Origin of the sequence: Lentzea sp. NPDC102401 (genome assembly GCF_044765805.1) — a bacterium.
Classification (GTDB): Bacteria; Actinomycetota; Actinomycetes; order Mycobacteriales; family Pseudonocardiaceae; genus Lentzea; species Lentzea sokolovensis.
This window is the reverse complement of record NZ_JBIWKS010000012.1, coordinates 92769-116592: the sequence shown is the minus strand read 5'-3', so window position 1 is coordinate 116592 and position 23824 is coordinate 92769. Positions and strand designations below refer to the sequence as shown.

23 protein-coding genes are annotated in these 23824 nt (G+C 68.0%); 13 read left to right on the top strand and 10 right to left on the bottom strand.

The features are described 5' to 3' along the window. Window positions 1–27 precede the first annotated feature (27 nt). Window positions 28–528, top strand: a complete 501-nt coding sequence (locus ACIRG5_RS34935) for a DUF4262 domain-containing protein (protein WP_402912899.1) — start codon at window positions 28–30, stop codon at window positions 526–528. Further along, window positions 525–1016 (top strand): GNAT family N-acetyltransferase, encoded by a 492-nt coding sequence (locus ACIRG5_RS34930; protein ID WP_402912897.1) that lies wholly within the window; start codon window positions 525–527, stop codon window positions 1014–1016. Before ACIRG5_RS34935 ends, ACIRG5_RS34930 begins: the two co-directional genes overlap by 4 nt. Window positions 1017–1174: 158 nt before the next feature. Here ACIRG5_RS34930 and ACIRG5_RS34925 read toward each other — a convergent pair whose 3' ends face one another. Further along, window positions 1175–1837, bottom strand: coding sequence for a glycoside hydrolase family 75 protein (locus ACIRG5_RS34925; RefSeq protein WP_402912895.1), 663 nt, complete (start codon window positions 1835–1837; stop codon window positions 1175–1177). 85 nt (window positions 1838–1922) lie between these two features. Then, a complete protein-coding gene (locus ACIRG5_RS34920) occupies window positions 1923–2486 on the bottom strand; it encodes a TIGR03086 family metal-binding protein (RefSeq protein WP_402912893.1) in 564 nt (187 codons plus the stop codon). Window positions 2487–2629: 143 nt separating this feature from the next. Here ACIRG5_RS34920 and ACIRG5_RS34915 point away from each other — a divergent pair, with 143 nt between their 5' ends. Continuing rightward, window positions 2630–4105, top strand: coding sequence for a peptide MFS transporter (locus ACIRG5_RS34915; RefSeq protein ID WP_402912890.1), 1476 nt, complete (start codon window positions 2630–2632; stop codon window positions 4103–4105). Window positions 4106–4263: 158 nt separating this feature from the next. Here the strand turns inward: ACIRG5_RS34915 and ACIRG5_RS34910 are convergent, their stop codons facing one another. Together ACIRG5_RS34910 and ACIRG5_RS34905 are read right to left on the bottom strand one after the other, a co-directional pair. After that, entirely contained in the window at window positions 4264–5553 is a 1290-nt protein-coding gene (locus tag ACIRG5_RS34910; protein WP_402912888.1) for a cytochrome P450, read from the bottom strand. Window positions 5554–5584: 31 nt separating this feature from the next. Then, on the bottom strand, window positions 5585–6178 hold the full coding sequence (locus ACIRG5_RS34905; protein ID WP_402912886.1) for a TetR/AcrR family transcriptional regulator: 594 nt from the start codon (window positions 6176–6178) through the stop codon (window positions 5585–5587). A 154-nt stretch (window positions 6179–6332) separates the two neighbouring features. Between ACIRG5_RS34905 and ACIRG5_RS34900 the strand changes: the two genes are divergently transcribed. From ACIRG5_RS34900 to ACIRG5_RS34865, 8 genes are all read left to right on the top strand, one after another. Further along, a complete protein-coding gene (locus ACIRG5_RS34900; RefSeq protein ID WP_402912883.1) occupies window positions 6333–6485 on the top strand; it encodes a hypothetical protein in 153 nt (50 codons plus the stop codon). A gap of 204 nt (window positions 6486–6689) precedes the next feature. Beyond that, a complete protein-coding gene (locus ACIRG5_RS34895; RefSeq protein WP_402912881.1) occupies window positions 6690–9599 on the top strand; it encodes a PQQ-dependent sugar dehydrogenase in 2910 nt (969 codons plus the stop codon). 146 nt (window positions 9600–9745) lie between these two features. After that, window positions 9746–10945, top strand: a complete 1200-nt coding sequence (locus tag ACIRG5_RS34890; RefSeq protein WP_402912879.1) for a glutamate-cysteine ligase family protein — start codon at window positions 9746–9748, stop codon at window positions 10943–10945. Beyond that, window positions 10942–12246 (top strand): ergothioneine biosynthesis protein EgtB, encoded by a 1305-nt coding sequence (gene egtB / locus ACIRG5_RS34885; RefSeq protein WP_402912877.1) that lies wholly within the window; start codon window positions 10942–10944, stop codon window positions 12244–12246. Before ACIRG5_RS34890 ends, egtB begins: the two co-directional genes overlap by 4 nt. 4 nt (window positions 12247–12250) lie before the next feature. After that, window positions 12251–12976: an ergothioneine biosynthesis protein EgtC gene (egtC, locus tag ACIRG5_RS34880; protein WP_402912874.1), complete on the top strand. Its 726-nt coding sequence runs from the start codon at window positions 12251–12253 to the stop codon at window positions 12974–12976. Further along, entirely contained in the window at window positions 12973–13944 is a 972-nt protein-coding gene (gene egtD, locus ACIRG5_RS34875; RefSeq protein WP_402912872.1) for an L-histidine N(alpha)-methyltransferase, read from the top strand. The genes egtC and egtD overlap by 4 nt, the downstream gene beginning before the upstream one ends. Window positions 13945–14007: 63 nt before the next feature. Then, on the top strand, window positions 14008–15606 hold the full coding sequence (locus ACIRG5_RS34870; protein WP_402912869.1) for an alpha/beta hydrolase: 1599 nt from the start codon (window positions 14008–14010) through the stop codon (window positions 15604–15606). A 114-nt stretch (window positions 15607–15720) separates the two neighbouring features. Then, window positions 15721–17304, top strand: a complete 1584-nt coding sequence (locus tag ACIRG5_RS34865) for an alpha/beta hydrolase (RefSeq protein WP_402912866.1) — start codon at window positions 15721–15723, stop codon at window positions 17302–17304. Here the strand turns inward: ACIRG5_RS34865 and ACIRG5_RS34860 are convergent. Further along, window positions 17289–17696 carry a hypothetical protein gene (locus ACIRG5_RS34860; protein WP_402912864.1) on the bottom strand — a complete coding sequence of 136 codons (408 nt, stop codon included), beginning with the start codon at window positions 17694–17696 and terminating at the stop codon, window positions 17289–17291. The genes ACIRG5_RS34865 and ACIRG5_RS34860 overlap by 16 nt on opposite strands. Further along, entirely contained in the window at window positions 17693–18412 is a 720-nt protein-coding gene (locus ACIRG5_RS34855; protein ID WP_402912861.1) for a TSUP family transporter, read from the bottom strand. The genes ACIRG5_RS34860 and ACIRG5_RS34855 overlap by 4 nt, the downstream gene beginning before the upstream one ends. Window positions 18413–18475: 63 nt before the next feature. Between ACIRG5_RS34855 and ACIRG5_RS34850 the strand changes: the two genes are divergently transcribed. After that, window positions 18476–20242: a LamG-like jellyroll fold domain-containing protein gene (locus ACIRG5_RS34850; protein WP_402912860.1), complete on the top strand. Its 1767-nt coding sequence runs from the start codon at window positions 18476–18478 to the stop codon at window positions 20240–20242. Here ACIRG5_RS34850 and ACIRG5_RS34845 read toward each other — a convergent pair. Continuing rightward, entirely contained in the window at window positions 20202–21125 is a 924-nt protein-coding gene (locus tag ACIRG5_RS34845) for a sigma-70 family RNA polymerase sigma factor (RefSeq protein WP_402912857.1), read from the bottom strand. The two genes, ACIRG5_RS34850 and ACIRG5_RS34845, sit on opposite strands and share 41 nt — an antisense overlap. Continuing rightward, window positions 21122–22084, bottom strand: coding sequence for a helix-turn-helix transcriptional regulator (locus ACIRG5_RS34840; RefSeq protein ID WP_402912854.1), 963 nt, complete (start codon window positions 22082–22084; stop codon window positions 21122–21124). Before ACIRG5_RS34840 ends, ACIRG5_RS34845 begins: the two co-directional genes overlap by 4 nt. A 185-nt stretch (window positions 22085–22269) precedes the next feature. Here ACIRG5_RS34840 and ACIRG5_RS34835 point away from each other — a divergent pair, with 185 nt between their 5' ends. After that, window positions 22270–22461 (top strand): S1 RNA-binding domain-containing protein, encoded by a 192-nt coding sequence (locus ACIRG5_RS34835; RefSeq protein ID WP_402912852.1) that lies wholly within the window; start codon window positions 22270–22272, stop codon window positions 22459–22461. Window positions 22462–22499: 38 nt separating this feature from the next. On the opposite strand, the gene ACIRG5_RS34830 is transcribed toward ACIRG5_RS34835, so the two are convergent. Together ACIRG5_RS34830 and ACIRG5_RS34825 are read right to left on the bottom strand one after the other, a co-directional pair. Next, entirely contained in the window at window positions 22500–23357 is an 858-nt protein-coding gene (locus ACIRG5_RS34830; RefSeq protein WP_402912849.1) for a hypothetical protein, read from the bottom strand. Then, the gene (locus tag ACIRG5_RS34825) at window positions 23354–23815 is read right to left on the bottom strand and encodes a hypothetical protein (RefSeq protein ID WP_402912846.1); all 462 of its coding nucleotides are present in this window, start codon (window positions 23813–23815) and stop codon (window positions 23354–23356) included. Before ACIRG5_RS34825 ends, ACIRG5_RS34830 begins: the two co-directional genes overlap by 4 nt. Window positions 23816–23824 lie beyond the last annotated feature (9 nt).

Genomic DNA, 23824 nt, shown 5'->3' with positions numbered 1-23824 from the left:
CCGGAGGGGTGCCGTAGGCTGGGTGTCGTGCTTTCCGACGAAGACATCGAGCTGAGGGCCCGTCTGCTCTCCGCGGCCGACCGGTACGGCCACACCAACATCGTCGTGAACCCGGATGCCGAGGGGCCGGGTTACGTGTTCTCGGTGGGAGCCTGGCGCCGGTTCGGGGTGGCCGAGGCGGTGGTGATCGGGCTGCCGCAGGGCATGGGCGAGAACCTGGTCAACATGTACGTGAAGCGGGCCAGCGACGGCGAGCGGTTCCAGCCGGGCAAGCTCTACGACGACTTCTTCGAGGGCGTGCCGATCACGTTCGAGCGGGTGTACAAGGGGTTCTACCCGGAGTTCTTCGGGAGCGCGTACCTGCTCTACGACGGGTCGGAGTTCGCGGCCGTGCAGATGATCGTGCCGACTCCGCAGGGGCAGTGGCCGTGGCAGCCCGATGCGCCGCAAGGGTTCCACGACCACCAGATCATCCTCACGGAGAGCGGCCTGCCGGAGAGCTGGACGCCGGGGGTCACCGGGCCGTGAACGTCCACATCGGACAGCTGAAGCCCGAGCACGCCGGTGAGGTCATGACGATCCAGCGTGCCGCGTACCTCCAGGAAGCCAGACGGTACGGCGCGTGGGACCTGCCGCCGCTGGTCGAGACCCTCGACGAGATCCGGAAGCATCTCGAGGACGGCACGCCCGCGCTCGGCGCGTTCAGCGGCTCCAGGCTCGTCGGGTCGGTGCGCAGCCGCGTCGACGGTGAGCGGATGGAGGTCGCCCGGCTGTCCGTCGCGCCGGACGTCCAGGGCGCCGGGGCCGGGCGGAAGCTCCTCCAGGCGATCACCGAGCACGCGCCGGACGAGGTGGAGGTCGTCTGGCTGTTCACCGGGGCCGAGAGCGCCGGGAACATCGCGTTCTACGAGAGCGCCGGGTTCGTCCGGGTCAGCGAGCACCTCGACGCCGTGGGCATCAGGTGCGTCACTTTGGAGCAGAGACCAAAACGTTGTCCGGAGGTCGTTGTCCGCTGAAAGCGCTCCGACACCGGACAACGATCTACCTGTAGAAATGCGGTGCGACCAACGGTCCGGGGGGAATCCGGGGTTCGCGGCCGGGGGAGGAACGCCCCGCCCCGCAGGAGGCACAGGGGGATGCGGAGCGGGGCGTTTCGGAAAAAGAACCGGGAAATCTAGTTCTGGCTCAGGAACTGCTGTGCGAGTGACTCACCGAGTGAGGTGGCCTTCGCGTGGTCCTCGATCGGGGAGACCTTCGAGTTCTTGAAGTAGAGGTAGTGCACCGGGCCGTCGGTGCCGCCGTTCTCCGGGTTCGGGTTGATGCCCAGGTTCACCGCGGACGCGTACGAGGCCTCACCGATGATCGCGGTCGGGCCCGTGTCGCCGACCACCGCGTAGTCGACCCGGCCGTTGTAGATGACGGCGACGACGCCACCGCCCTGGATGCCGAACTTGCGGTAGTCCCAGGTGCCGCTCGGCGAGGGCACCACCACGTACGGCAGCTTGTCCGCGACCAGCGGCTTTCCCTTCGAGTCGTGGAACGCGGTGTCGGGCTGGAACCACGGGTCGGTGCTCTCGCTGCACTTCGCGGTGCGCTGGCCGTCGCAGTCGACGTCCAGGTCGGCCTTGTACCAAACGGCGCCGTTCTTGCCGCAGACCGGGATGTTCGCGGACGTCTCGGAATCCGACCGGTACTTGCCGCTGGAGATCTGCGAGCACGACGTGAGCTTGGCCAGCAGTTGCGACGCGCTCGGGCCGGCGGCCTGGGCTGCGGGGGACGCGAAGAGGGAAGCGACGAGAGCGGACACGGCGAAAAGCCCTGGGGCGAGCTTGCGCATTGTTGCCTCTTTCGACAGGGAACTTTCCTGACTGAAAGCGGCGGCAGGCTTACTGTGCGCAATTCGCGATCTGCCCGTCAAGGGGCTAAGGCTTACGTCCCAGAAGTCCAATCAGTCGTGTTTGGTCGTCGGCGTCCGCGCCAACCGGAACGGGCGAATCGAACATGGACGAACCACTCCACTCGTCGATGTTTCGTTCGACGTACTTCAACACGGTCGACGCGAGATCGGGATCAATTCGTTCGTCCGCGCCGATCGAGCGCGCCAGATCCCAGGCGTGGACCGCGAGATCCGTGGTCATCTGCCAGCAGTACTCCTCGGCGTCCAGCGTTCCCGACGAGACGTGCACGGGTTTCGCCAGCGCGTACTTGCCCAGCCACGCCTCGCGCGCCGCCGCGGCCGCCACGACCCAGGACACGAGCGGGTCGTCGCCCAGGTTGTCGTGGTCGAAGCGGTCGCCGACCTGCTCCGCCGTGCAGCCGGCGAGCAGTTCCGGGGCCCAGAGCTGCTCGTAGACCAGGTGGCCGACGAGGTCTCTGACCGACCACTCCCGGCAGGGGGTGCCGAGCGACCACTGGTCAGGAGCGATCTCCCGGACCCGTCGGTCGAACTCCGTCATCGCCACGCCGTGCGCCTGGATCAAGTCCATCCCAGCAGTGCATCAAATCTCGCCCAGGAGCGCACCCCGAGGTGAGAGTTGGGCCACTCGGACGCAACCCTGATTTCTAACCGTACGAGCGTTCGGCGTAATCTCGACCAGATCCGCCGTGACATCGTTGACACGAGAGGACGATGACTGTGAGCGCTCCTAGCGCCAGCATCTCCGCGCAGGACAAGGGATTCTTCGGGCACCCCCGAGGCCTGTCCACGCTGTTCTTCACCGAACTCTGGGAACGGTTCTCGTTCTACGGGATGAAGGCCATCCTCGGCCTCTACCTGTGGACAGCCGTGTCCGAGGGAGGTCTCGGCGTCGACAAGGCGCTCGCCCTGTCGGTCGTGGCCATCTACGGCACCGCGGTCTACATGTCCGGTGTCGCGGGCGGCTGGCTCGCCGACCGCGTCTGGGGTGGGCAGCGCTCGACGTTCTACGGCGGCGTGCTGATCATGTGCGGTCACATCGCACTGGCACTGCCCATCGGGATCACGGGCGTGTACCTCGGCCTGATCTTCATCGTCTTCGGCACAGGCCTGCTCAAGCCGAACATCTCGACCGTCGTCGGCGGCCTCTACGCCAAGGACGACACGCGCCGCGACGCTGGTTTCACGGTCTTCTACATGGCGATCAACATCGGTGGCTTCGTCTCGCCGCTGATCACCGGCGCGCTCGCGGACGGCGTCGGCTTCCACGCCGGGTTCGCTGTCGCGGCGGTCGGCATGGCGGCCGGTCTGATCCAGTACCGGCTCGGCCGCAAGAACCTGCGCGGTTCGGCCGCCGTGGCGCCGAACCCGTTGCACCCGAACGAGAAGGGCCGCGTCTACGGCATCATCGGCCTCATCGCGGTCGTGATCGGTGCGCTCGGCGTCCTCTCGTACGTGCTGGGCGACGTCGAGGGCGTCATCCTGATGATCAGCATCATGTCGATCGTCCTGCCCATCACGTACTTCACCGTGATGTACCGCAGCAAGAAGACGCTGCCGGAGGAGAAGCCGCGCGTCCTCGCGTACATCCCGCTGTTCGTCGCGGCGGCGATGTTCTGGCTGATCTTCGAGCAGAGCGCCTCGGTGATCGCGGAGTTCGCCGACTCGCACGTCGACAACCACGTGTTCGGCTGGGAGTTCCCGGTCGCCTGGTTCCAGTCGATCAACCCGATCATGATCATCGCGCTGGCGCCGGTGTTCGCGTGGCTGTGGCTCAAGCTCAAGGACCGCGCGCCCTCGACCCCGCGCAAGTTCGCCGGCGCGCTGGTGCTCGTGGGCCTGTCGTTCGTGCTCATGTACTTCGCCAGCAACTCGGCGGCCGACGGCAAGGTGACGCCGCTCTGGCTCGTGCTGATGTTCCTGATCATGACGTGCGGTGAGCTCATGCTGTCGCCGGTCGGCCTGTCGGTCACGACGAAGCTGGCGCCCAAGGCGTTCGCGTCGCAGACGATGAGCCTGTGGTTCCTCGCGGTCTCCGCCGGTACCGGCGTGGCCGCGCAGCTCGTGAAGTTCTACACGACGAGCCCCTCGGCGTACTTCTTCACGCTCGGTGGCGCGGCCGTGGTCCTAGGTGTCGCGCTCGCAGTGGCGGCTCCGGCGATCCGCAAGCTCATGTCGGGCGTCGAGTAGGTCGCTCTGGAAAGGCGAAAGGGAGGCCCGTCGCGGCGGCGGTGCGGCGGGTCTCCCTCTCGTCTACAAGGATGCACTACGCACATGTGTCATTGGGGCACGAACATTGCTCCAGCCGGGTGAAGTCGAGCACGTGCCGCAACAAATTTCGCCCGCGGTCAGCTCGACTTCACTGCCAGTGACCGTTTGGTTTCGTTGGCGCGCACCGGAAGTCGCAACGCGCCGCGGATGAGCTTGGACCGCCGGCGGGTCACCGGACCGTCCGCGCCGAGGTTCGGGAAGCGCTTGAAGAGCTCGTGCAACGCGAGCGAGCCCTCGATGCGGCTCAGTCCCGCGCCGATGCAGTAGTGGATGCCCGCGCTGAACGCGAGGTGCTCGCGCGCGTTGGACCGTGTCGGGTCGAACTTCAGCGGGTCGGTGAACACCCGTGGGTCGCGGTTCGCGGCCGCCAGCATCAGCATCACCGGCATGCCCTTCGGCAGGGACACCCCGGCCAGCTCCAGGCGTTCCTTCGGCCAGCGGATCGTGTACTGCACGGGCGGGTCGAGGCGCAGGACCTCCTCGACGAACCCCTCGGCGTACTCCGGGCTCTGAGCCAGCGGCGCGATCGTGTGCGGGTTCTCGAACGCCTTCAGCACGCCGTTGCTGATCAGGTTCACCGTCGTCTCGAACCCGGCGAAGAGCAGCAACCCCGTGGTGGCAACGAGATCCTCGCGGCTGAGGTCCTCGTGCTGCGTGACGAGGTGGCTGACGATGTCGTCCTTCGGGTTGCGGCGGCGCTCGTCCATCAGGCCGTCGATGAAGTCGTTGTACTCGATGATCGTGGCGTGCAGGTTCTTGAGCTGCTTGTGCGACCACACGCCGTCGAGCGTCTCCGCCAGCGAGCTTCCCCAGCGCGCGAAGACGTCCTTGTGGTCGTCGGGCACGCCCAGCAGGTCCGCGATGACCTGGATCGGCACCTGCGAGGCGAACTCGGAGACCACGTCGAACCGGTCGTCGAGGCGGTCGAGGTACTGGGTGACGATCTTCTGGATGGACTCGGTGCGGTCCTTCAGCGCACGCGGCGTGAAGAACGGCTGGACGAGCTTGCGCAACCGGGTGTGCGTCGGCGGGTTCATCATCAGGAACGAGTCCTGCACCGGGTTGACGATCTTCTCGCCGTCCTTGACCAGCGTGATCGGCACCATCGACGCCTCGTCGAAGGTCGCGGTGATGAACCTGTTGTCGCGCAGCACGGAGTCGCAGATCTCGCGGCTCGGCGTGACGTAGGCGCCCATGCGGCTGCGCACCATGTCGCCCTTGGCGCGCACCTTCTCGTACATCGGGTACGGGTCGCGGTCCGGCGGCGAGGCCATGACACCGGCGTACGGGTCACCGAGCAGCGCGTAGCCGCGGACGAGCGTGCGCAGCGCGAAGAACTGAGTGGCTGTCTTCAGCGTGGACGGCATACGTCCACATTGAGTGGTACGCGAAGAACTCTCAAGAGCTGCGGCGGTGTCGCCGCACGGTTTCTTCCACTAGATCGAGTACGGGTTCCATGTCGTCCGCGGGCAGGCCCATCGCGAGGTGGGAGACGAGGCCTTCGAGGACGAGCTCCAGGAAGCTGGTCAGCACCGTGACGTCGACGTCGTCGCGCAGGTTGCCGGCTTCGCGCTGCCGGATCAGGCGCTGACGGGTCGCGGCGGTGAGCTGTTCGCTGCGCTCGGCCCAGCGCGCCCGGAAATCCGGGTCGGTGCGGAGCCTGCGGGAGACTTCGAGGCGCGTGCCGAGCCAGTCGGCGGCGTGCTCCTCGGTCCGCTTCTCCGGCTCGTCGAGGAGGTCGCGCATGACCTGGACGAGGCCCTGTTCGGCCACCACGTCGGCCATGCGGAGCGCGTCGTCCTCGGCGAGTGCGAGGAAGAGCGACTCCTTGTCGCGGAAGTGGTGGAAGATCGCGCCGCGAGAGAGTCCCGTTGCCTCTTCCAGACGGCGTACGGTGGCACCTTCGTAGCCGTGTCGCGCGAAACAGGAACGCGCGCCGTCGAGGATCTGACGGCGGCGGGCGTCGAGGTGGTCCTGACTGACCCTGGGCACCGGTAGATGGTCGCAGGGGGAGGGTGGGAAATCCAATCCGTACGTACGGATTGGACAGGTCCATCAGTGTGATCTTCCCGGCGGATCCCTTTCGTGTGGATCATCGGGCGGGCCTGCGCGAACGGGCAGGCTTCCGGCCATATCCTTCCGCGCCATGGACACGCACGAGATCATCAAGCTGTCGGCGCTCGCTGAGCGCCTCGGGTGGCAGCGGCGTGAGTCCACAGGCGTCCACGTGATCGATCTGCTGCTCAGCCGCTCGGTCACGGATCTCATCTCCGCGCTGGCCGAGAACCGGGACGGGTAACGGGATTCTGGTAAGCGCTTTCCCGCAGTTCTCGGAGGGGGTTGACTCCAGATGCCACGGGTGGTGTGATCTGCGCGACAGTCAGGAAAGTTTCCTGTCTAAAACTGAATCCGCCGCCGCTCCGTCGTGATCCCCCTACCCGTCTTTGTGGGAGGCACAACAGTGGCACCGAGTAGAAGCCGGGCGTTTCGCACGTTCGGCGCGATGGGTGTTGCCTGCACAACAGCCATCGCGGTGATGTCGGTACCGGAGTCGGCCCTCGCGGCGCCGGTGCGGTACGAAGCGGAGAGCGCGACGATCTCGCAGGGCGTGGTGGAGTCGAACCACGCCGGGTTCTCCGGAACCGGGTTCGTCAACGTCGACAACGTGGCCGGGAGCTCGGTCGAGTTCACCGTGAACGCCTCGAAGGCGGGCCAGGCGAAGCTGGTCTTCCGCTACGCCAACGGAACCGCGGACAACCGGCCGGTCGACGTGAGCGTCAACGGCGGTCTCGCCGTCGACGAGCGCGCCTTCGCGGGCACGGGCGCGTGGACGACGTGGGTGTCGGCCGAGAACACCGTGAACCTGAACGCGGGCGAGAACAAGATCAAGCTCACGTCCACCGGCGCCACCGGCGGCCCGAACCTCGACTACCTGGAGGTCGAGGAGATCGGAGGAGTTCCCGCCCTGGAGCAGGAGGCGGAGAACGCGACGATCTCGCAGGGCGTCGTGGAGTCCAACCACGCCGGCTTCTCCGGCACGGGCTTCGTCAACTACGACAACGTGATCGGCTCGTCCGTCGAGTACACGATCAACGCCGACTCCGGCGGCGAGCACGACCTCACGTTCCGCTACGCCAACGGCACGACGGTCGACCGCCCGGTCTCGGTGACCGTGGACGGCGCCGGTGCGCAGACCGTGTCGTTCCCCGGCACGGGCGCCTGGACGACGTGGCAGACGCGGACCCTGAAGGTCACGCTGCATGCCGGTTCGAACAAGATCAAGGCGACCGCGACGACCGCGAACGGCGGCCCGAACGCGGACAAGCTCACCGCGGTGCTGACCGGTCCCGCGGACAACGAGGCGCCGACGCCGCCGCGCAACCTGCAGTTCGTGAGCTCCACGCACAACTCGGTGTCGCTGAAGTGGGAGGCGGCCACCGACAACGTGGGCGTCACCGGCTACGACATCTACCAGCACGGACAGCTCGTCACGAGCGTCGGCAACGTGCTGGAGGGCACCGCGACCGGCCTGCGCGCCGACACGGACTACGACTGGACCGTGTTCGCGAAGGACCGCGCGGGCAACGTCTCGCAGGCGTCGAACAACGTCGCCGGCCGCACCAAGCCCGCGCCGCCGGACGGCCAGGCGCCCACCACTCCCGGGACGCTGCGGTCGACCGGCACCACGTCGACCAGCGTGTCCATCGCCTGGGGTGCTTCGACGGACAACGTGGCCGTGACCGGCTACGAGATCCACTTTGACGGCGCTCTCAAGCAGACCGCCGACGGTTCGGCCACCTCCGCGACCGTCGCGGGCCTGGTCAACGGCCAGACGTACCTGGTGAAGGTGCGGGCGAAGGACGCGGCGGGCAACTTCTCGGCGTTCTCGAACGAGATCTCCGTCAAGCCCGGCGCGGGCGGCGGCACCGGCGTGCCGAACCCCGGCGCCGTCACGCAGATCGCCGGCGGCGTCGACGTGGCGTGGGGCCTCGGGTTCCTGCCCGACGGCTCGGCGCTGGTGACCGAGCGCGAGACGTTCAACGTCCTGCGCATCACCGAGGGCGGCAGCAAGACCGTCGTCGGCAAGGTGCCCGGCGCGGTCGGCACGAACGGTGAGGGCGGCGCGCTCGGCATCGAGGTCTCGCCGAACTTCGCCTCCGACCGGTTCATCTACATCTACCACACCTATGCCGACGGAAACCGCCTGGTCAGGGCGCAGTTCGACGGCGCGCAGCTCTCCGGCTGGACCACACTTCTGAGTGGCGTGCCGAAGAACCGCTACCACAACGGCGGACGCCTGCGGTTCAGCCCGGACGGCCGCTACCTGTTCGTCTCGACCGGTGACGCGCAGAACGGCAACAACGCGCAGAACCTCAACACCAACGCCGGCAAGATCCTGCGGCTCAACCCGGACGGCTCCATCCCGTCCGACAACCCGTTCTCGGGCAAGGCGATCTGGAGCTACGGCCACCGCAACGTGCAGGGCCTCGACTTCGACTCGCAGGGCCGCCTGTGGGCCTCGGAGTTCGGCAACTCGTCGCAGGACGAGGTCAACCTGATCACCAAGGGCGGCAACTACGGCTGGGACGCCTGTGAAGGGACGTCGGGCAACTGCACCGGCACCATCCCGCCGAAGAAGACCTGGTCGACCTCGCAGGCCTCACCCAGCGGCCTGACGATCATCAACGACTACGTCTTCGTCGCCACCACCGTCGGCCAGCGGATCTACCGGATGCGCATCGACGCCAACGGCAACCTCGTCGACCAGCAGATCTACTTCCAGGGCACCTACAACCGCCTGCGCACGGTCGAGGTGGACCGCGACGGCGACATCTGGCTGACGACGACGACGGACAAGGACGGCTCGGCCGGCAACGACCGCGTCCTGCACATCGACATCGTCTACGAAGGCGGTGGCGGCGGCGGTTTCAAGCTGACGTCCCCGGCGTTCGCGGACGACGCGATGATCCCGGCCAAGCACACCTGCGCCGGTGACGGTGTCGCCGGTCAGGACCCCTCGCCGCCGCTGGCGTGGGGCGAGTCGACCGGGGCGCAGGCCTACGCGATCGTGTTCGCGGACCGGGTGAACTCCGGCAACAAGCTGCACTGGGCGATCTGGGACATTCCGGGCTCCACCCGGTCGTTGCCGGAGAACCTCGGGTCCGGGTTCGCCGTGCCCGGTCAGGGATCGGCCAAGCAGAAGGCGATGGGGTCCGGGGGCAACGCCCTGAAGTACTTCGGGCCCTGTCCCGGCGGATCGACCAACCCGTACACGTTCACGTTGTACGCGTTGAACACCGCGACCGTGCCCGGGATCACTTCCGGTTCGACGATGGCCCAGATCGAGACGGCCATCAAGAACGCGTCAACCGCCAACACGGTGCTGCGCGGCCGTTCGAACGCCAAGACGTAAGACACATCTCCACCAGGTGAGACGAGTGCCCGTACGCACGCGTGCGTACGGGCACTTCACTTGTTTCGTAAGGATTTGAGAGCTGCAACTGTCAGACCCCGCGTGTAGCGTCGGACGGGCCAGACGATCACGGGGAGTGTGGCAGCGTGACTGCGTTGCGTAACAAACGGGCGCCGGCGAGGTTCGCCGACCGCGCCGAAGCCGAGGCATATGTGGCCTCGGTCTGTTTCAAGCACGGGCCTCCGAGGCTGTTCGGCGTGGAGCTCGAATGGACGGTGCACCACGCCGAAGATCCGGCTCAGAAGCTCGACAGGCACAGGCTGGCGGCGGCTCTCGGGGAGCACGCACCGCCGACACTCGTTCCGGACAGCCCTCAGCGGCCGCTTCCCAGCGGCACTCCTTTGACCGTCGAACCGGGCGGGCAGGTCGAGATCTCCACACCTCCCTGCACCAGCCTCCCGGACCTCTTCCGGACGGTCTCCCAGGACATCTCCCACCTCACCGCCATGCTGGCCGACCACGGTCTCGTGCTCGGCGAGCGAGGCTCTGACCTGCATCGCAGACCCACGCGCGTGCTTCAGGTGCCTCGGTACGCCGCGATGGAGCACGCGTTCGGCGCGCTCGGTCAAGACGGCATCTCGATGATGTGCAACACCGCGGGCCTGCAGGTGTGCCTCGACTTCGGCGAGCAGAAGTACCTGCAGGACCGGTGGGCCGCCGTGCACCAGCTCGGGCCGGTGATGATCGCGTTGTTCGCGAACTCACCGAGCATCGGCGGGATGCACGAAGGCTGGGCTTCGGCGCGCATGCGGACGCTCTACGGCTGCGATCCCGTGCGCACCAGACCCAGCGCCGTGTGCGCCGATCCGGCCCTGGCTTATGCGCGAAGAGTCGTGGACACGCCCGTCATCGTGGTGCGCGGGCCCGGTCCCAGTTGGATTCCGCCGCGGCCCATGACGTTTGTGGACTGGATGAACGGGGCACACGATCGGGTCCCCACCAGCGACGACCTCGACTACCACATGTCATTGATGTTCCCGCCGGTCCGGCCGCGCGGGTACATGGAGATCAGATACCTCGACACACCCGCGCCTGGCGGGTGGATCGCGCCGAGTGCGCTGCTCGTCGCGCTGTTCAGCGACCCGTCCGTTGTGGACGGTGTGCTGGCGGCGACGGAACGGGCCGCCGGGCGGTGGCTCACCGCCGCACGGCACGGAATGACGGACGCACGCGTCGCCACGGCCGCGAAGGAAGTCGTCGCGCTGGGGATCGAGGCGTTGCCCCGCACCGGACTCTCCGACGACCAGATCAGCACCATCAGCCGGGAGCTTGAGGGGAAGCTGTGACCCGCCAAATCAATGAAGACGGCCTCCGCGAGCAGGTGGCGGAGGAACTGTTGCGCTCGCGCGCGCGTTCCACCGCCCTGACCGACGCCGTCGACGAGCACGATCTCGTCCGGCAGCACTCGAAACTGATGTCGCCGCTGGTCTGGGACCTGGCGCACATCGGCAACCAGGAAGAGCTGTGGCTCGTTCGCGACGTCGGCGGACGCGAACCGGTGCGTAGCGACATCGACGAGTACTACGACGCGTTCAAGTTCTCCCGCAGCGTGCGGCCCGAGTTGCCGCTGCTCAACCCGCGCGAGGCCCGTCAGTACGTCGGGGACGTGCGCGGCAAGGTGTTCGACGTGCTGGAGAAGGTGCCGCTGCAGGGGCGCCGGCTCGTCGAAAACGGCTTCGCGTTCGGCATGATCGTGCAGCACGAGCAGCAGCACGACGAGACGATGCTGGCCACGCACCAGTTGCGCACCGGCGAACCGGTGTTGCACGCACCGCTGCCGCCCGGTGGAACCCTTGTTCCCGTAACGGAAGTGTTCATTCCGGGCGGACCGTTCGAAATGGGCACTTCGGACGAACCGTGGGCGCTCGACAACGAACGCCCCGCGCACGCCGTTCACGTCGACTCGTTCTTCATCGACACCACACCGGTCACGAACGGCGAGTACGCGCAGTTCATCCTGGCCGGCGGGTACGACGACCGTCGTCTGTGGACGGAAGAGGGCTGGGAGCACCGGACAAACGCCAAGCTGGTCGCGCCGAGGTTCTGGCAGCGCGAGGAGAACTCGTTCGTGCGCACCGCGTTCGGCGTGACCGAGCCGATCGTGCCGGACGAACCCGTTGTGCACGTGTGCTTCCACGAGGCCCAGGCCTACGCGACGTGGGCGCACAAGCGCCTGCCCACGGAAGCCGAGTGGGAGAAGGCGGCCCGCTTCGACACGGCGACCGGCAAGACCCGCCGTTACCCGTGGGGCGACGAGGAACCGACGGAAGCCCACGCGAACCTCAACCAGCGGCACCTGCGCCCGGCCCCGGTCGGCGCGTACCCGGCGGGGGCGTCGCCCAGTGGCGTGCACCAGCTGATCGGTGACGTGTGGGAGTGGACCTCCAGCGACTTCGGGCCGTATCCGGGCTTCGAGGTGTTCCCGTACAAGGAGTACTCCGAGGTCTTCTTCGGACCGGACTACAAGGTGCTGCGCGGCGGCTCGTTCGGCACCGACAAGTCGGCGGTCCGTTCCACGTTCCGCAACTGGGACTACCCGATCAGAAGGCAGATCTTCTCCGGCTTCCGCTGCGCCAGGGACGCCTGACCCGATGTGCCGCCATCTGGCTTACCTGGGCACCGCCATGCCCATCGGCAGCCTGCTCTTCGACGCACCGCACTCGTTGGAGCACCAGTCGTACGCACCGGCCGACATGCGGGCAGGGGGAACCGTCAACGTCGACGGCTACGGCGTCGGCTGGTTCCCCGGCCCGGTGCGGTACCGGCGCGCCGGAACGCTGTGGAGCGACGCGAACCTGCGTCAACTGGCGGGTGCTGAGTCAACGGCCTTCCTGGCCGCGGTCCGGTCAGCGACAACGGGTATGCCGGTCACCGACGCGGCCTGCGCGCCGTTCACCGACGGCACGTGGTTGTTCAGCCACAACGGACGCGTCGACGGCTGGCCGCACACCGTGGCGGGGCTGGCGAAGACGCTCGACGTGACCGACGTGCTCACGATGGACGCGCCGACCGACTCCGCGCTGCTGTGGACGGTCCTCAGGCGTCGTCTGGAGACCGGGAAGAACCCGGCCGAAACGCTCGTTGAACTTGTGCGAGAAGTTGCGGACGCGGCACCGAAGTCGCGCCTGAACTTCCTGCTGACCAACGGAGAAGTGCTCGTGGGGACGACGTGGACACACGCCCTGTGGGTGCTGCAGAAAGGCGAGGGCGTGACACTCGCGTCCGAGCCGCTCGACGACGACCCGGGCTGGCGGGAGATCCCCGATCAGCACGTGGTCACCGCCGTTCCATCCACTGTGGAGGTTCGACCGATATGACCGAGCCGGTGCTGGACGTTCATCTCAAGCCGGAGGACGCCGCACACGCGCTACGTGCCGATGTGCGGGCCGGACTGACCGCGGACCCGAAGTGGGTCTCGCCGAAGTGGTTCTACGACGCCGTCGGCAGCGCGTTGTTCGAGGACATCACCCGACTGCCCGAGTACTACCCGACCCGTGCCGAACGGGAGGTGCTCGCGGAGCGCGCCGGCGAGATCGCGGCCACGACGGGCGCGCATTCGCTGGTGGAGCTGGGTTCCGGCTCGTCGGAGAAGACGCGGCTGCTGCTCAGCGCACTGACGGAGCACGGAACGCTCAAGGAGTTCGTGCCGCAGGACGTGTCGGTGTCGGCGCTGACCGAGGCCGCGCACGCGATCATCGCGGACTACCCGGGGCTGCGGGTGCACGGCGTGGTCGGTGACTTCACGCAGCACTTGAGTCTGCTCCCAGGGGAGTCGCCGCGCGTGGTGGCGTTCCTGGGCGGCACGATCGGGAACCTGATCCCGGAGGAACGGGAGAAGTTCCTCCGCACGGTCCGCGACGTGCTGGAGCCGGGGGAGTGGCTGCTGCTCGGCACGGACCTCGTCAAGGATCCGGGCACGCTGGTGCGCGCGTACGACGACGCGCAGGGCGTCACGGCGGAGTTCAACCGCAACGTGCTGAACGTGCTCAACCGCGAGGTCGGCGGAGACTTCGACGTCGAGGCGTTCGAGCACGTGGCGTTGTGGAACGCCGAGCAGGAATGGATCGAGATGCGCCTGCGCGCCAAGCGGGCCATGCGCGTGACGATCGCCGAGCTCGGCCTGACCGTCGAGTTCCGCGAGGGCGAGGAGCTGCGGACCGAGGTGTCGGCCAAGTTCCGCGAGGACGGCGTGAAGCAGGAACTGGCGGACGGCGGCTTCTCGCTGCACCGGTGGTGGACCGATTCGGAGGGCAGGTTCGCGGTCTCGCTGGCCCAAGCGGTGTAACCCAGGCCACAACCCGACGATAGGCGGGTTCACGCGGTGCGCGCTCAGTGATGGGCTGCATCGATGACTCCTGCATCAACGCGTGCCGTGCGCGTGGCGCTCGCCAGTGCGCTCGCGCTCGGTACCGTCATCACCGGCCTGGGCAGCGCGTCAGCCCAGCCCGAAGCCGCCTCCGCAGTCAGACCCGCCGCGTGGGGGCCGTGCGCGGCGGACGTGCTCGCCGAAATTCCTGCCGCCGAACGCACGAAGGTCAGTTGTGCGATCCAGGCGGTGCCCGTCGACCACTCGCGGCCGCGCGGGGACTCGACCGGCGTCATCATGATGAAGCGCCCCGCCGGCGACCCGGCGAAGAAGATCGGCTCGCTGTTCATCAACCCCGGCGGTCCCGGTGGCGCCGGCCTGATCTACAGCGCCTACGGCTCCAGCTTCTTCACGCCGGAGATCCTGGAGAAGTTCGACCTCATCGGCTTCGACCCGCGCGGCGTCGGCCGCAGCGCGCCGCTGCGCTGCTTCCGCACCCAGGAGGAGGCCGACGCGGTGAACGTCGGCTGGTACGCGTTGCCGATCACCAAGGACGAGATCGCCAGCTCGATCCGGCAGTCCAAGGCCTACACGGACTACTGCAAGATCAACGCCGGTCCGCTGCTCAACCACATGTCGACCGAGGCCGTCGCCCGCGACCTCGACGTGATGCGCGAAGCCGTGGGGGACAGGCAGCTCACGTACGTCGGCTTCTCGTACGGCACGCTGCTCGGCGCGACCTACGCGAACATCTTCCCGCAGAAGTCGCGTGCTCTGGTCCTGGACGGCAACGTCGACCCGCAGCTGCGTCTGACCAATGGCGCGCAGTACGACCGTGAGCGTGCTCGTGGCTTCGAGATCGCGCTCGACGCGATGCTGAAGCGTTGCGACTCCGTCGGTGTGGAGAAGTGCGCGTTCGCCGGCGGTACCCGCAAGAAGTTCGACGACATCCGCGAGTCGCTGCGCAAGGCGCCCACGACGTTGCCGAACGGCACGCAGGTGACGCTGACCGACGTCGTCGGCCGCACGTCGAGCAACCTGTACAGCCCGACGACGTTCAAGGCGCTGACCGCGTGGCTGCAGTCGATCCACGTGGCCCAGAACCCGTCGGCGGCGCTGGGTGTTCAGTCCGTTGTGGACGTTCCCGCGATGCTGAACAACCTGGGCGGCAAGGCGGACGTGCGGGTGCTGCCGGAGACGCCGTACACGAGCGACGACTCGTACTACGCCGTCAACTGCACCGACAAGCCGTTCTCCCGCACGAACCGCAACTGGGCCACCACCGCGGCGAAGTGGGAGAAGGAGTCGCCCACGTTCGGCCGCTACCAGGCCGCGTCCGACCTGCTCACGTGCCCGACGTGGCCGACGCGCAACCCGGACCGGTGGATCGGGCCGTGGAACCGCCACACCAAGAACCCGATCGTCGTGGTGGGCAACTACTACGACCCGGCGACGCAGTACCTGTTCGCGCAGCGCATGGCCAAGGAACTCGGCAACGCGCGGCTGATCAGCGTCGACGCGTTCGGGCACTGCATCCTCGGTGACTCGGCCGGTGCCGACGCGGCGGTGACGAGGTACCTCGTCGACCTCACCGCGCCCGCGAACGGCCAGGTCTTCCAGCCGAACGCCCAGCCGTTCTGATTTGTCGTGAACGCCCGCCTGTTGTCGGTACAACCCGACGATAGGCGGGTACAAACGGTGCACGCTGGGTGATGGGGTGCATCCGTGACGTCATCTTCCAGTTCTTTGCGTGTTGTGCGCGCGGCGCTTGCGAGCGCCCTCGTGCTCGGCACCGTCGTTTCCGGCCTGGGCGCGGCGAGCGCCCAGGCCGATCCGTCCGTCAAGCCCGCTGCCTGGGGGCAGTGCGCGGCCGACGTGCTCGCGACCCTTCCCGCCACGGTGACGCCCGAGGAGCGCGCGAAACTCACGTGCGCGGTCCAGGAGGTGCCCGTCGACCACTCGCGCCCGCGCGGTGAGAAGACCGGCATCGCCATGATGAAGCGCCCCGCGAACGACCCGTCGCGCAAGATCGGTTCGATCTTCCTCAACCCCGGTGGCCCCGGCGGCTCCGGCCTGATCCGCGGCGCCGTGTCGAAGAACTACTTCCAGCCGTCGGTGCTCGACCGGTTCGACGTCATCGGCTTCGACCCGCGCGGCGTGGCCCGCAGCGCGCCGATGCGCTGCTTCCGCACCCAGGAGGAGGCGGACTCGGTCAACGAGGGCTGGTTCTCGTTGCCCATCACGAAGGACGAGATCGCCAGCTCCATCAGGCAGTCCAAGGCCTACACGGACTACTGCAAGATCAACGCCGGCCCGTTGCTCAACCACATGTCGACCGAGGCCGTCGCACGTGACCTCGACATCATGCGGGAGTCCGTGGGCGACAAGCAGCTCAACTTCGTCGGCTTCTCGTACGGCACGCTGATCGGCTCGACGTACGCGAACATCTTCCCGCAGCGCACGCGGGCGATGGTGATCGACGGCAACGTCGACCCGCGGCTGCGTCTGACGAACGGCGCCGAGTACGACCGCCAGCGCGCCGACGGCTTCGAGATCGCGCTCGACGCGATGCTGAAGCGCTGCGACTCCGCCGGTGTCGCGAAGTGCGCGTTCGCCGGTGACGCCCGCGGCAAGTTCGAGGCCCTCAAGGTCGCACTCGGCAAGGCTCCGGCGACGTTGCCGGACGGCACGAAGGTCACGCTGTCCGACGTCGTGGGCCGGGTCGCGGGCGACCTGTACTCGATCGCCAGGATCGCGCCGCTGGCCGCCTGGCTGCAGAGCATCCACAACGCCTTGAACCCGTCGCTCGCCTTCAGCGTTCAGTCCACTGTGGAGCTGGCCGCGCCGCTGAACAACGCCGGTGGCCGCATGGACGTCGACCCGCTGCCGGACACTCCGTACACCGCGGACGACTCGTACTACGGCGTCAACTGCACCGACAAGCCGTTCTCCCGCACCAACCGCAACTGGGCCCAGACCGCGGCCAAGTGGGAGAAGGAGTCGCCCACCTTCGGCCGCTACCAGGCCGCGTCGGACCTGCTGACCTGCGCGACGTGGCCGACGCGCAACCCGGACCGCTGGATCGGCCCGTGGAACCGCAAGACGAAGAACCCGATCGTCGTGGTGGGCAACTACTACGACCCGGCCACGCAGTACCTGTTCGCGCAGCGCATGGCCAAGCAGCTCGGCAACGCGCGGCTGATCAGCGTCGACGCGTTCGGCCACTGCATCCTGGGCCGCTCGGCGGGCACGGACGCGGCCGTCGCGAAGTACCTGGTGGACCTCATTGCGCCGGCTGAGGGCTCGACGTTCCAGCCGAACGTTCAGCCGTTCGCCTGATCCCTTCGCGGCCAGCGGTGGCGGTGCTCGTACAGCACCGCCACCGCGGCGGCGACGATCAGCAGGTACGCGGAGTACGAGGGCCGCAGCCACACGGTGAGGCCGAACAACGCCGCCGTGGCGAACACGGCCCAGGACCGCCGCACGACCGCCCACACCATCACCGCCGCGGCGACCACCCAGAGCAGGCTGTAGTCGTAGAGGAAGTCGAAGTTCGAGCTCATCTCGACGCCGCGCAGGGTGGTGACGCTTTCCTCGCCCGTGTACCAGTCCGGCTGGGTGCCGCAGCGTGCGCCGGGTTGCGCGCACACGTCGATCATCGGCGCGGTCGCGATCAGGGTCAGCGCCGCGAGTGCGCAGATCCCGAGCACGGCCCACGTGGGGATCTTCATGACAGCAGGCTCCTGACGATCAGCACCGCGGCACTTGTTCCCGCCACGACCAGCATCGGCGTCCGGATGCCCTTGGCGTCGAACTTCTTGCGCAACGGCCCCGAGAGCAGGAATCCGGCGACCAGGAACGGGACCAGCGCGAGCCCGGTCCACAGCTGGTGCGCGCTGACCTGATCCGCGACGAGCAGGCCGATGATCGACGCGCCGGAGCCCAGCACGAAGAACGCCGCCAGCGTCGCCCTGACCTGCGGCCCCGCCTGGTTCTGGTAGAGCAGCGCGACCATCGGGCCGCCCACCGCCGTGGCCGTGCCGAACGACCCGCTCGCGAACCCCGCTGTCACCAGGGACTTCGGCTGGGGTTCCGGGCGCCAGGTCGTGATCGACAGCAGCACGCACGCCAGCACCGAGCCGCCGACGACGAGCCCGAAGCCCTTCGGGTCGAGCGCGTCGACGATCCAGATGCCGACGAGGGTGCCGGGCAGGCGGCCGAGCATCGCCCAGCCGACGCCGCGCCAGTCGACGTGGCTGAACTCCCTCGCCAGCGCCATCGACGCGTGCGTGGCGGCGATCATCAGCACCGGCACCGGCAGCAGCGCCGGATCGAGCAGCGCGAGCAACGGCACGGCGACCAGCGCCAGGCCGAAGCCGATCAGGCCCTGCAGCAGGCCCCCGGCCGCGACGACCACACCTGCTGCGAGCAGCAACCCCCAGGACATAGTTCGCGATGCTATCGACCGTTGTTCGCCTGCTGTTGGCCCAGCGCACCTACGCTCCGCGCCATGACCGCGTCCCGCCGTTCCTTCCTGCTCGGCACCGGTGCGACCGCCGCCGCTGCCGCCCTGGTCACGCCTGGTTCCGCCAGTGCTGACAACGTTGTCGGGTACGGCCGTCCCGACCCCGAGGCACGGCGGTTCACGCTCGCCGTGATCCCGGACACGCAGTACATGTTCGACCTCGACCGCGGTGACTCCGCGCCGTTGAAGGCCACGCTCCAGTACCTGATCGACCACCAGAAGTCCGAGAACATCGTCTTCGTCAGCCACCTCGGCGACCTCGTCGAGAACGCCCGGAAGAGCGAGATCGACGACATCAGCGAGCGGTTCGAGGTGCTGGACCGCCGCCGGATCGGGTACAGCGTGCTCGCGGGCAACCACGACGTGCCGGACTCGCGGCTGGACGACCAGCGCGGCCGCACGCCGTACCTCGACAGGTTCGGGCCGCAGCGGTTCCGCACCTCGCCGACGTTCCGCGGAGCGAGCACCGACGGCTACAACTCGTTCCACGTGTTCCGTGCGGGTGGCAAGGAATGGCTGGTGCTCGCGTTGGACTGGCGCATGTCCGCCAAGGGTTTCGAGTGGGCGCGCTCGGTGCTTTCCCAGCACGCCAAGCTTCCCGTCATCCTCACCACGCACGAACTGGTCCACGACGGCGGTGACGGCGCCGCGGTGATGTCCGACTACGGCCGCAGGCTGTGGGACGAGCTGATCAAGGACAACGACCAGATCTTCCTGACGCTGAACGGGCACTTCTGGCCGCCGGCACGGGCGACGCTGCGCAACACCGCCGGCAACGACGTGCACGTGCACATCACGAACTACCAGGACCGCTACTACGGCGGTGGCGCGATGATCCGGCTCTACCACTTCGACCTGGACCGCCGGGTGGTCGACGTCCGCACGCTGTCGCCGTGGCTGCTCGGCAAGAGGTCGCTCAACCCGTTGGAACGCGGGGAGACCGAGCTGACGGGCCCCGCCGACCGGTTCAGCGTGCCGATCGACTTCGAGCAGCGGTTCGCCCGCTTCGACCCGCCGGTGCTGCCTCCCGCGCAGCCGGTCAAGGACGTGCTCGTCCGCGGCACCGTCGCGTACTGGCGGCTCGGCGAAGGGCTGAAGGACCTGTCGGGCAACGGGAACGACCTCCGGCAGACCGGCCAGCTGACGGCCTCGGACGAGCACCACCGGTTCGCGCCGTCACACCGTTCGCTGTACTTCGGGAAGACCGGCTACCTGTCCACTGTGGATTCCGCGCCGGTCAACCGCGAGACGTTCGAACGCGGCTACACGATCGAGCTGTTCCTCAAGCTTCCCGCGGGCTTCGACCACCCGTGGTGCGGCCTGTTCACCAAGCTCGCCCCCGGTTCCGCGGCCGGTAAGACCGGAGACGACCCCGGCGAGCCGATCGCCACGCTGAACGTCGCCGGAGGCGGCCAGTTGCAGTGGGCGGTGTTCCCGCGCAACCTTCCGGGCATCTCCACGAACTGGGGCCACGAGATGAGCTACGAGACGTGGTGGCACGTCGCCGTGGTCAACGACGGCGTGCGCACCACGATGTACGTCGACGGATCTCCCTTGCTGCGCAACCCGTCCACGCCGGCCCGTGGCATCTCGACCGCCGGTGACCTGTGGCTCGTCGGCGCCTACGCGTACGACAAGGTCGTCGAGAAGTCGTTGCACGGCTGGATCGGCGACATGCGGATCGCGAACCGGCCCCTCGACCGTTCCGAGTTCATGCGGTCGAAGGCAGCCCGAACTTCGGGAACAGACTGAGGTCGAAGAACGACGAGACGCGCGTGATCCGGTCGGACGCCTCCAGCACCTGGAGGTTGAACGGCCGGAACACGCCGTCCTCGGCGCGCAGGTAGAGACCGAAAGCAGGCTGGCCGTTGGCTTCGGTGGCGATCATCCTGGAGCCGTGCGGGACCGCCGGGCACTGGTTCGTGAGGTGCCACGCGACCATGTCCGGGCCTCGGTAGAACTGCGGGTACGGCGGCATCTCCCAGATGACGTCCTCGGCGAACATGCCGATGATCGCCGGGATGTCCTTGGCCTCGAAGGCTTTCACCCACCGGTCGAGCAGTTGCTTCGCGTCCGCGGGCTCGACCACCTCGTCCTCGGTGAGGTCCTTGAGCTGCGCGTGCGCCCGTTGCAGAGCGCTGTTCACGGCCGCCACGGTCATGTCCAGCTCGTCGGCGGTCTCGGCGGCGCTGAGCTTCAGCACGTCGCGCAGGATCAGCACCGCGCGTTGTCTCGGCGGCAGGTGTTGCAGGGCCGCGACGAACGCCAGCCTGGTGGACTCGCGTTCGGTGACGATCGCGGCCGGATCGGTCGGGAACGGCTCCAGCCACGGGATCTCGTGGTCCTGGGTGAGCGGGTCGGTCTCCGTGGCGCCCTGGGTGCCGAGCCCGAACGGCAGCGGGCGTCTCGTCCGGCCGTCGAGCGCGGTGAGGCAGACGTTCGTCGCGATGCGGTACAGCCAGGTGCGCATCGACGAGCGGCCCTCGAACTTGCCGTACGCCTTCCACGCGCGCAGGTACGTCTCCTGCACCAGGTCCTCGGCGTCGTGCAGCGAGCCGAGCATCCGGTAGCAGTGCGCGAGAAGCTCCCGTCTGAACGGGTCCGCGGCGGTCGCGAAGTCCACTGTCGCTGTCACCCCTGCACCCTAACCGCGTTCTGCATCCGGCCGATGAGGATCTCGATGTAGTTCCTGAGTTCCACCGGTTCGTGCACGTCGAACTCGAAGCCGAGGAACAGCAGGTGGAACACGATCCGTTCGAGCGCGTCGGCGCCCGTGCGCATCAGGCACGAGTTCTCGTCGATCGGTTCCAGCGCCGCGGACATCGGCGTGGTGCGTTCCGCGACGGTCCGCAGTGGCGCGTGGATCGTGAGCACCGCCTGGTAGGTGTAGACGCTGGAGGCGACCTGCCGGGACACGAAGTCGCCCAGGGACTCGGCCGGTGGCGTGCGGGGCGAGAAGCGCGCGGCGAGCGCGGGTTGCTCGGTGATCCGGTCCACCCGGAACGTTCGCCAGTCCTCTTTGGACACGTCCCACGCGACCAGGTACCACCGGCGGCCGGTGTGCACGAGCCCCTGCGGTTCGATCAACCGCTTCGAGGGCTCGCCTTGCGTTGAGGCGTAGGTGAACCGCAGCTGCTGGTGGTCGCGGCAGGCGGCGGCGATGATCGTGAGCGTCTCCGCGTCGACGGTCGGGCCCGCCGCGGTCAGGGGAGTGGTGTGGGCCTGAAGCGCCTGCACCCGCCTGCGCAGCCTCGTGGGCAGCACCTGTTCCAGCTTCGTGAGAGCGCGGACCGACGTCTCCTCGATGCCCGCGACCGAGCCGTTCGCCGCCGTCCTGAGGCCGACCGCGACGGCGACCGCCTCGTCGTCGTCGAGCAGCAGGGGAGGGAGTTCCGCCCCCGCCCCGAGTTGGTAGCCGCCGGCCGCGCCGGGCAGGGAGGTGACGGGATAGCCGAGGCTGCGCAACTTGTCCACGTCCCGGCGAATCGTGCGCACGTCGACGTTGAGCCGCCCGGCGAGTTCGGGGCCCGTCCAGTCACGCCGCACCTGCAACAGGGACAGGAGCTTCAGCAGTCGTGCGGACGTCTCCAGCATGTGACGGAGTCTAGATTCCATTGCGGACAACGGCCTGTGCTGGTTAGGGTTGCCGGTATGACTGCCGGGTCGGCCCTGTGCCGTGAGCGGAACGGTTGCCCGGCCCTGACTTGATCAGGGCCCCTCCACCCCCGCGCCTATCCGTAGTACGGGATACGCGCGCTTGGGAGAGGAGGTGATGCGCAATGCTTCCCAACGTTGGTGATGTCTTTTCGGGGAAGGTCGTCTCGACCGTTCCCTTCGGTTCGTTCATCGAGCACCCCGCCGGTGCACACGGGCTCCTGCACGGCCAGCAGGCCGAGGTCGGTGCTTCGGTGCAGGTGAAAGTGCTCGCGGTGGACGCCGAGCAGCAGCGGTTCAGCCTGGAGCCGGCGTGAGTTGAGCACCCGGGCAGAGGCGCCCTGCCCGGGCTTTCTCACGGTTTCCGGTAGTCCGCGCACTCGCCGGTCAGGCGGTCGTGCAGGGTTTTGCGGTGCCCTTCCTCGGAGGGCGCCGGACCCAGCGCGTCCGCAGGACTCGTGACGCCGTGCAGCAGCCGGTACAACACGACATCCGTTGCGGTGTAAAGCCAATCGTCCGCCCTGCCGGGGGGCGCGGCGGGTCCGAGCACGTTCTCGAACCACGCCGGGAACAGCAGATCACGCGCGACCGCGTCCTCGATGCGGGCGCGGATGAGCCGTCTCGTCCGCGCGATGGCCTCGTTGCCGGCCGACTTGGCAACGGTGTCCTTGGCGTACGTGTCGTCGTCCGGTGCCTCGGGCCGTTCCTGGGTCGTGACGGCGCGCCACTGCTTGTAGTTCTTGCGCCACAACGCTTCCGCTGTCGGCGGGAGATGCGTCAGAGCTTCGGCCGCGTCGATCGCCTCCAGCGCTTTGCGGTCGTACTCGGCGATGGCCTTGCGGGTGTCCTTGGCTTCCTGGGGCGTGAAAGTCCTGCGCGCGTAGGCTTCCTGGCCGGCCAGGATCTGGGTGATGAGCGACTCGGACACTTCCGGCCAGTCGTCGAAGTCGGCCTTCTGGGTCTCGCCCGCCCGGACTTTCCTGTTGAGCGCCACCAGGAGGCGTTCGAGCCGATGCACGCTCTCCGCCAGTTCGGTGACGCGGTCGTTGGTCTTCGTGAGCTTGCGGGTGTTGTCCTTGAGCTGGTTCGTCTGGCTCAGCTGGGTGTGCGCCGCCTCGGTCTGGGCGTGGTCGATGCGGGTCTCGAGGGACTTCAGCTCCTTCTTGAGGCGCTCGATCTTGTCGTCCAGTGCCTTGACCGGGTCGATGTTCACTTGAGCGTCCTCCAGGCCCACCATGCGATGCCCGCTGCCGTGATGAGTGCCGCCCAGCCGCTGGTCACCGGGGTCAGGAGAGCAGCCGCCAGCGCCGCGCTGATAGCCGCGGTCCGCGCTCTCGGCTCCCAGATGCCGCGGCCGACGGGATCCACCAGTACCGCCGCGGCCGTGGCCACCGCCAGCAGGAGCGACAGCAGCGACCAGGCGTCGAACCAGCCCACGGCGACGATCAGGGCCGCCGCCGTGGTGCCGGCGGCGATCGCCCGGTTCGGGACGGTCAGCCTGGCCGCCTCCACGTCCCTGCGGGCCGCCATCACGGCGTCGACCTCGGCGTTCGTGGTGGTCAGGAGGGTGTGGAAGTCGGGGCTGCCGGGGCCTGCGGCTTTCAGGGCTCGTAAGGCTGTTCGCAGGGACTGCTGGCGGTCGGCCAGGCGGGCGAACGGATCGGCTGCCATGCCCCGAAA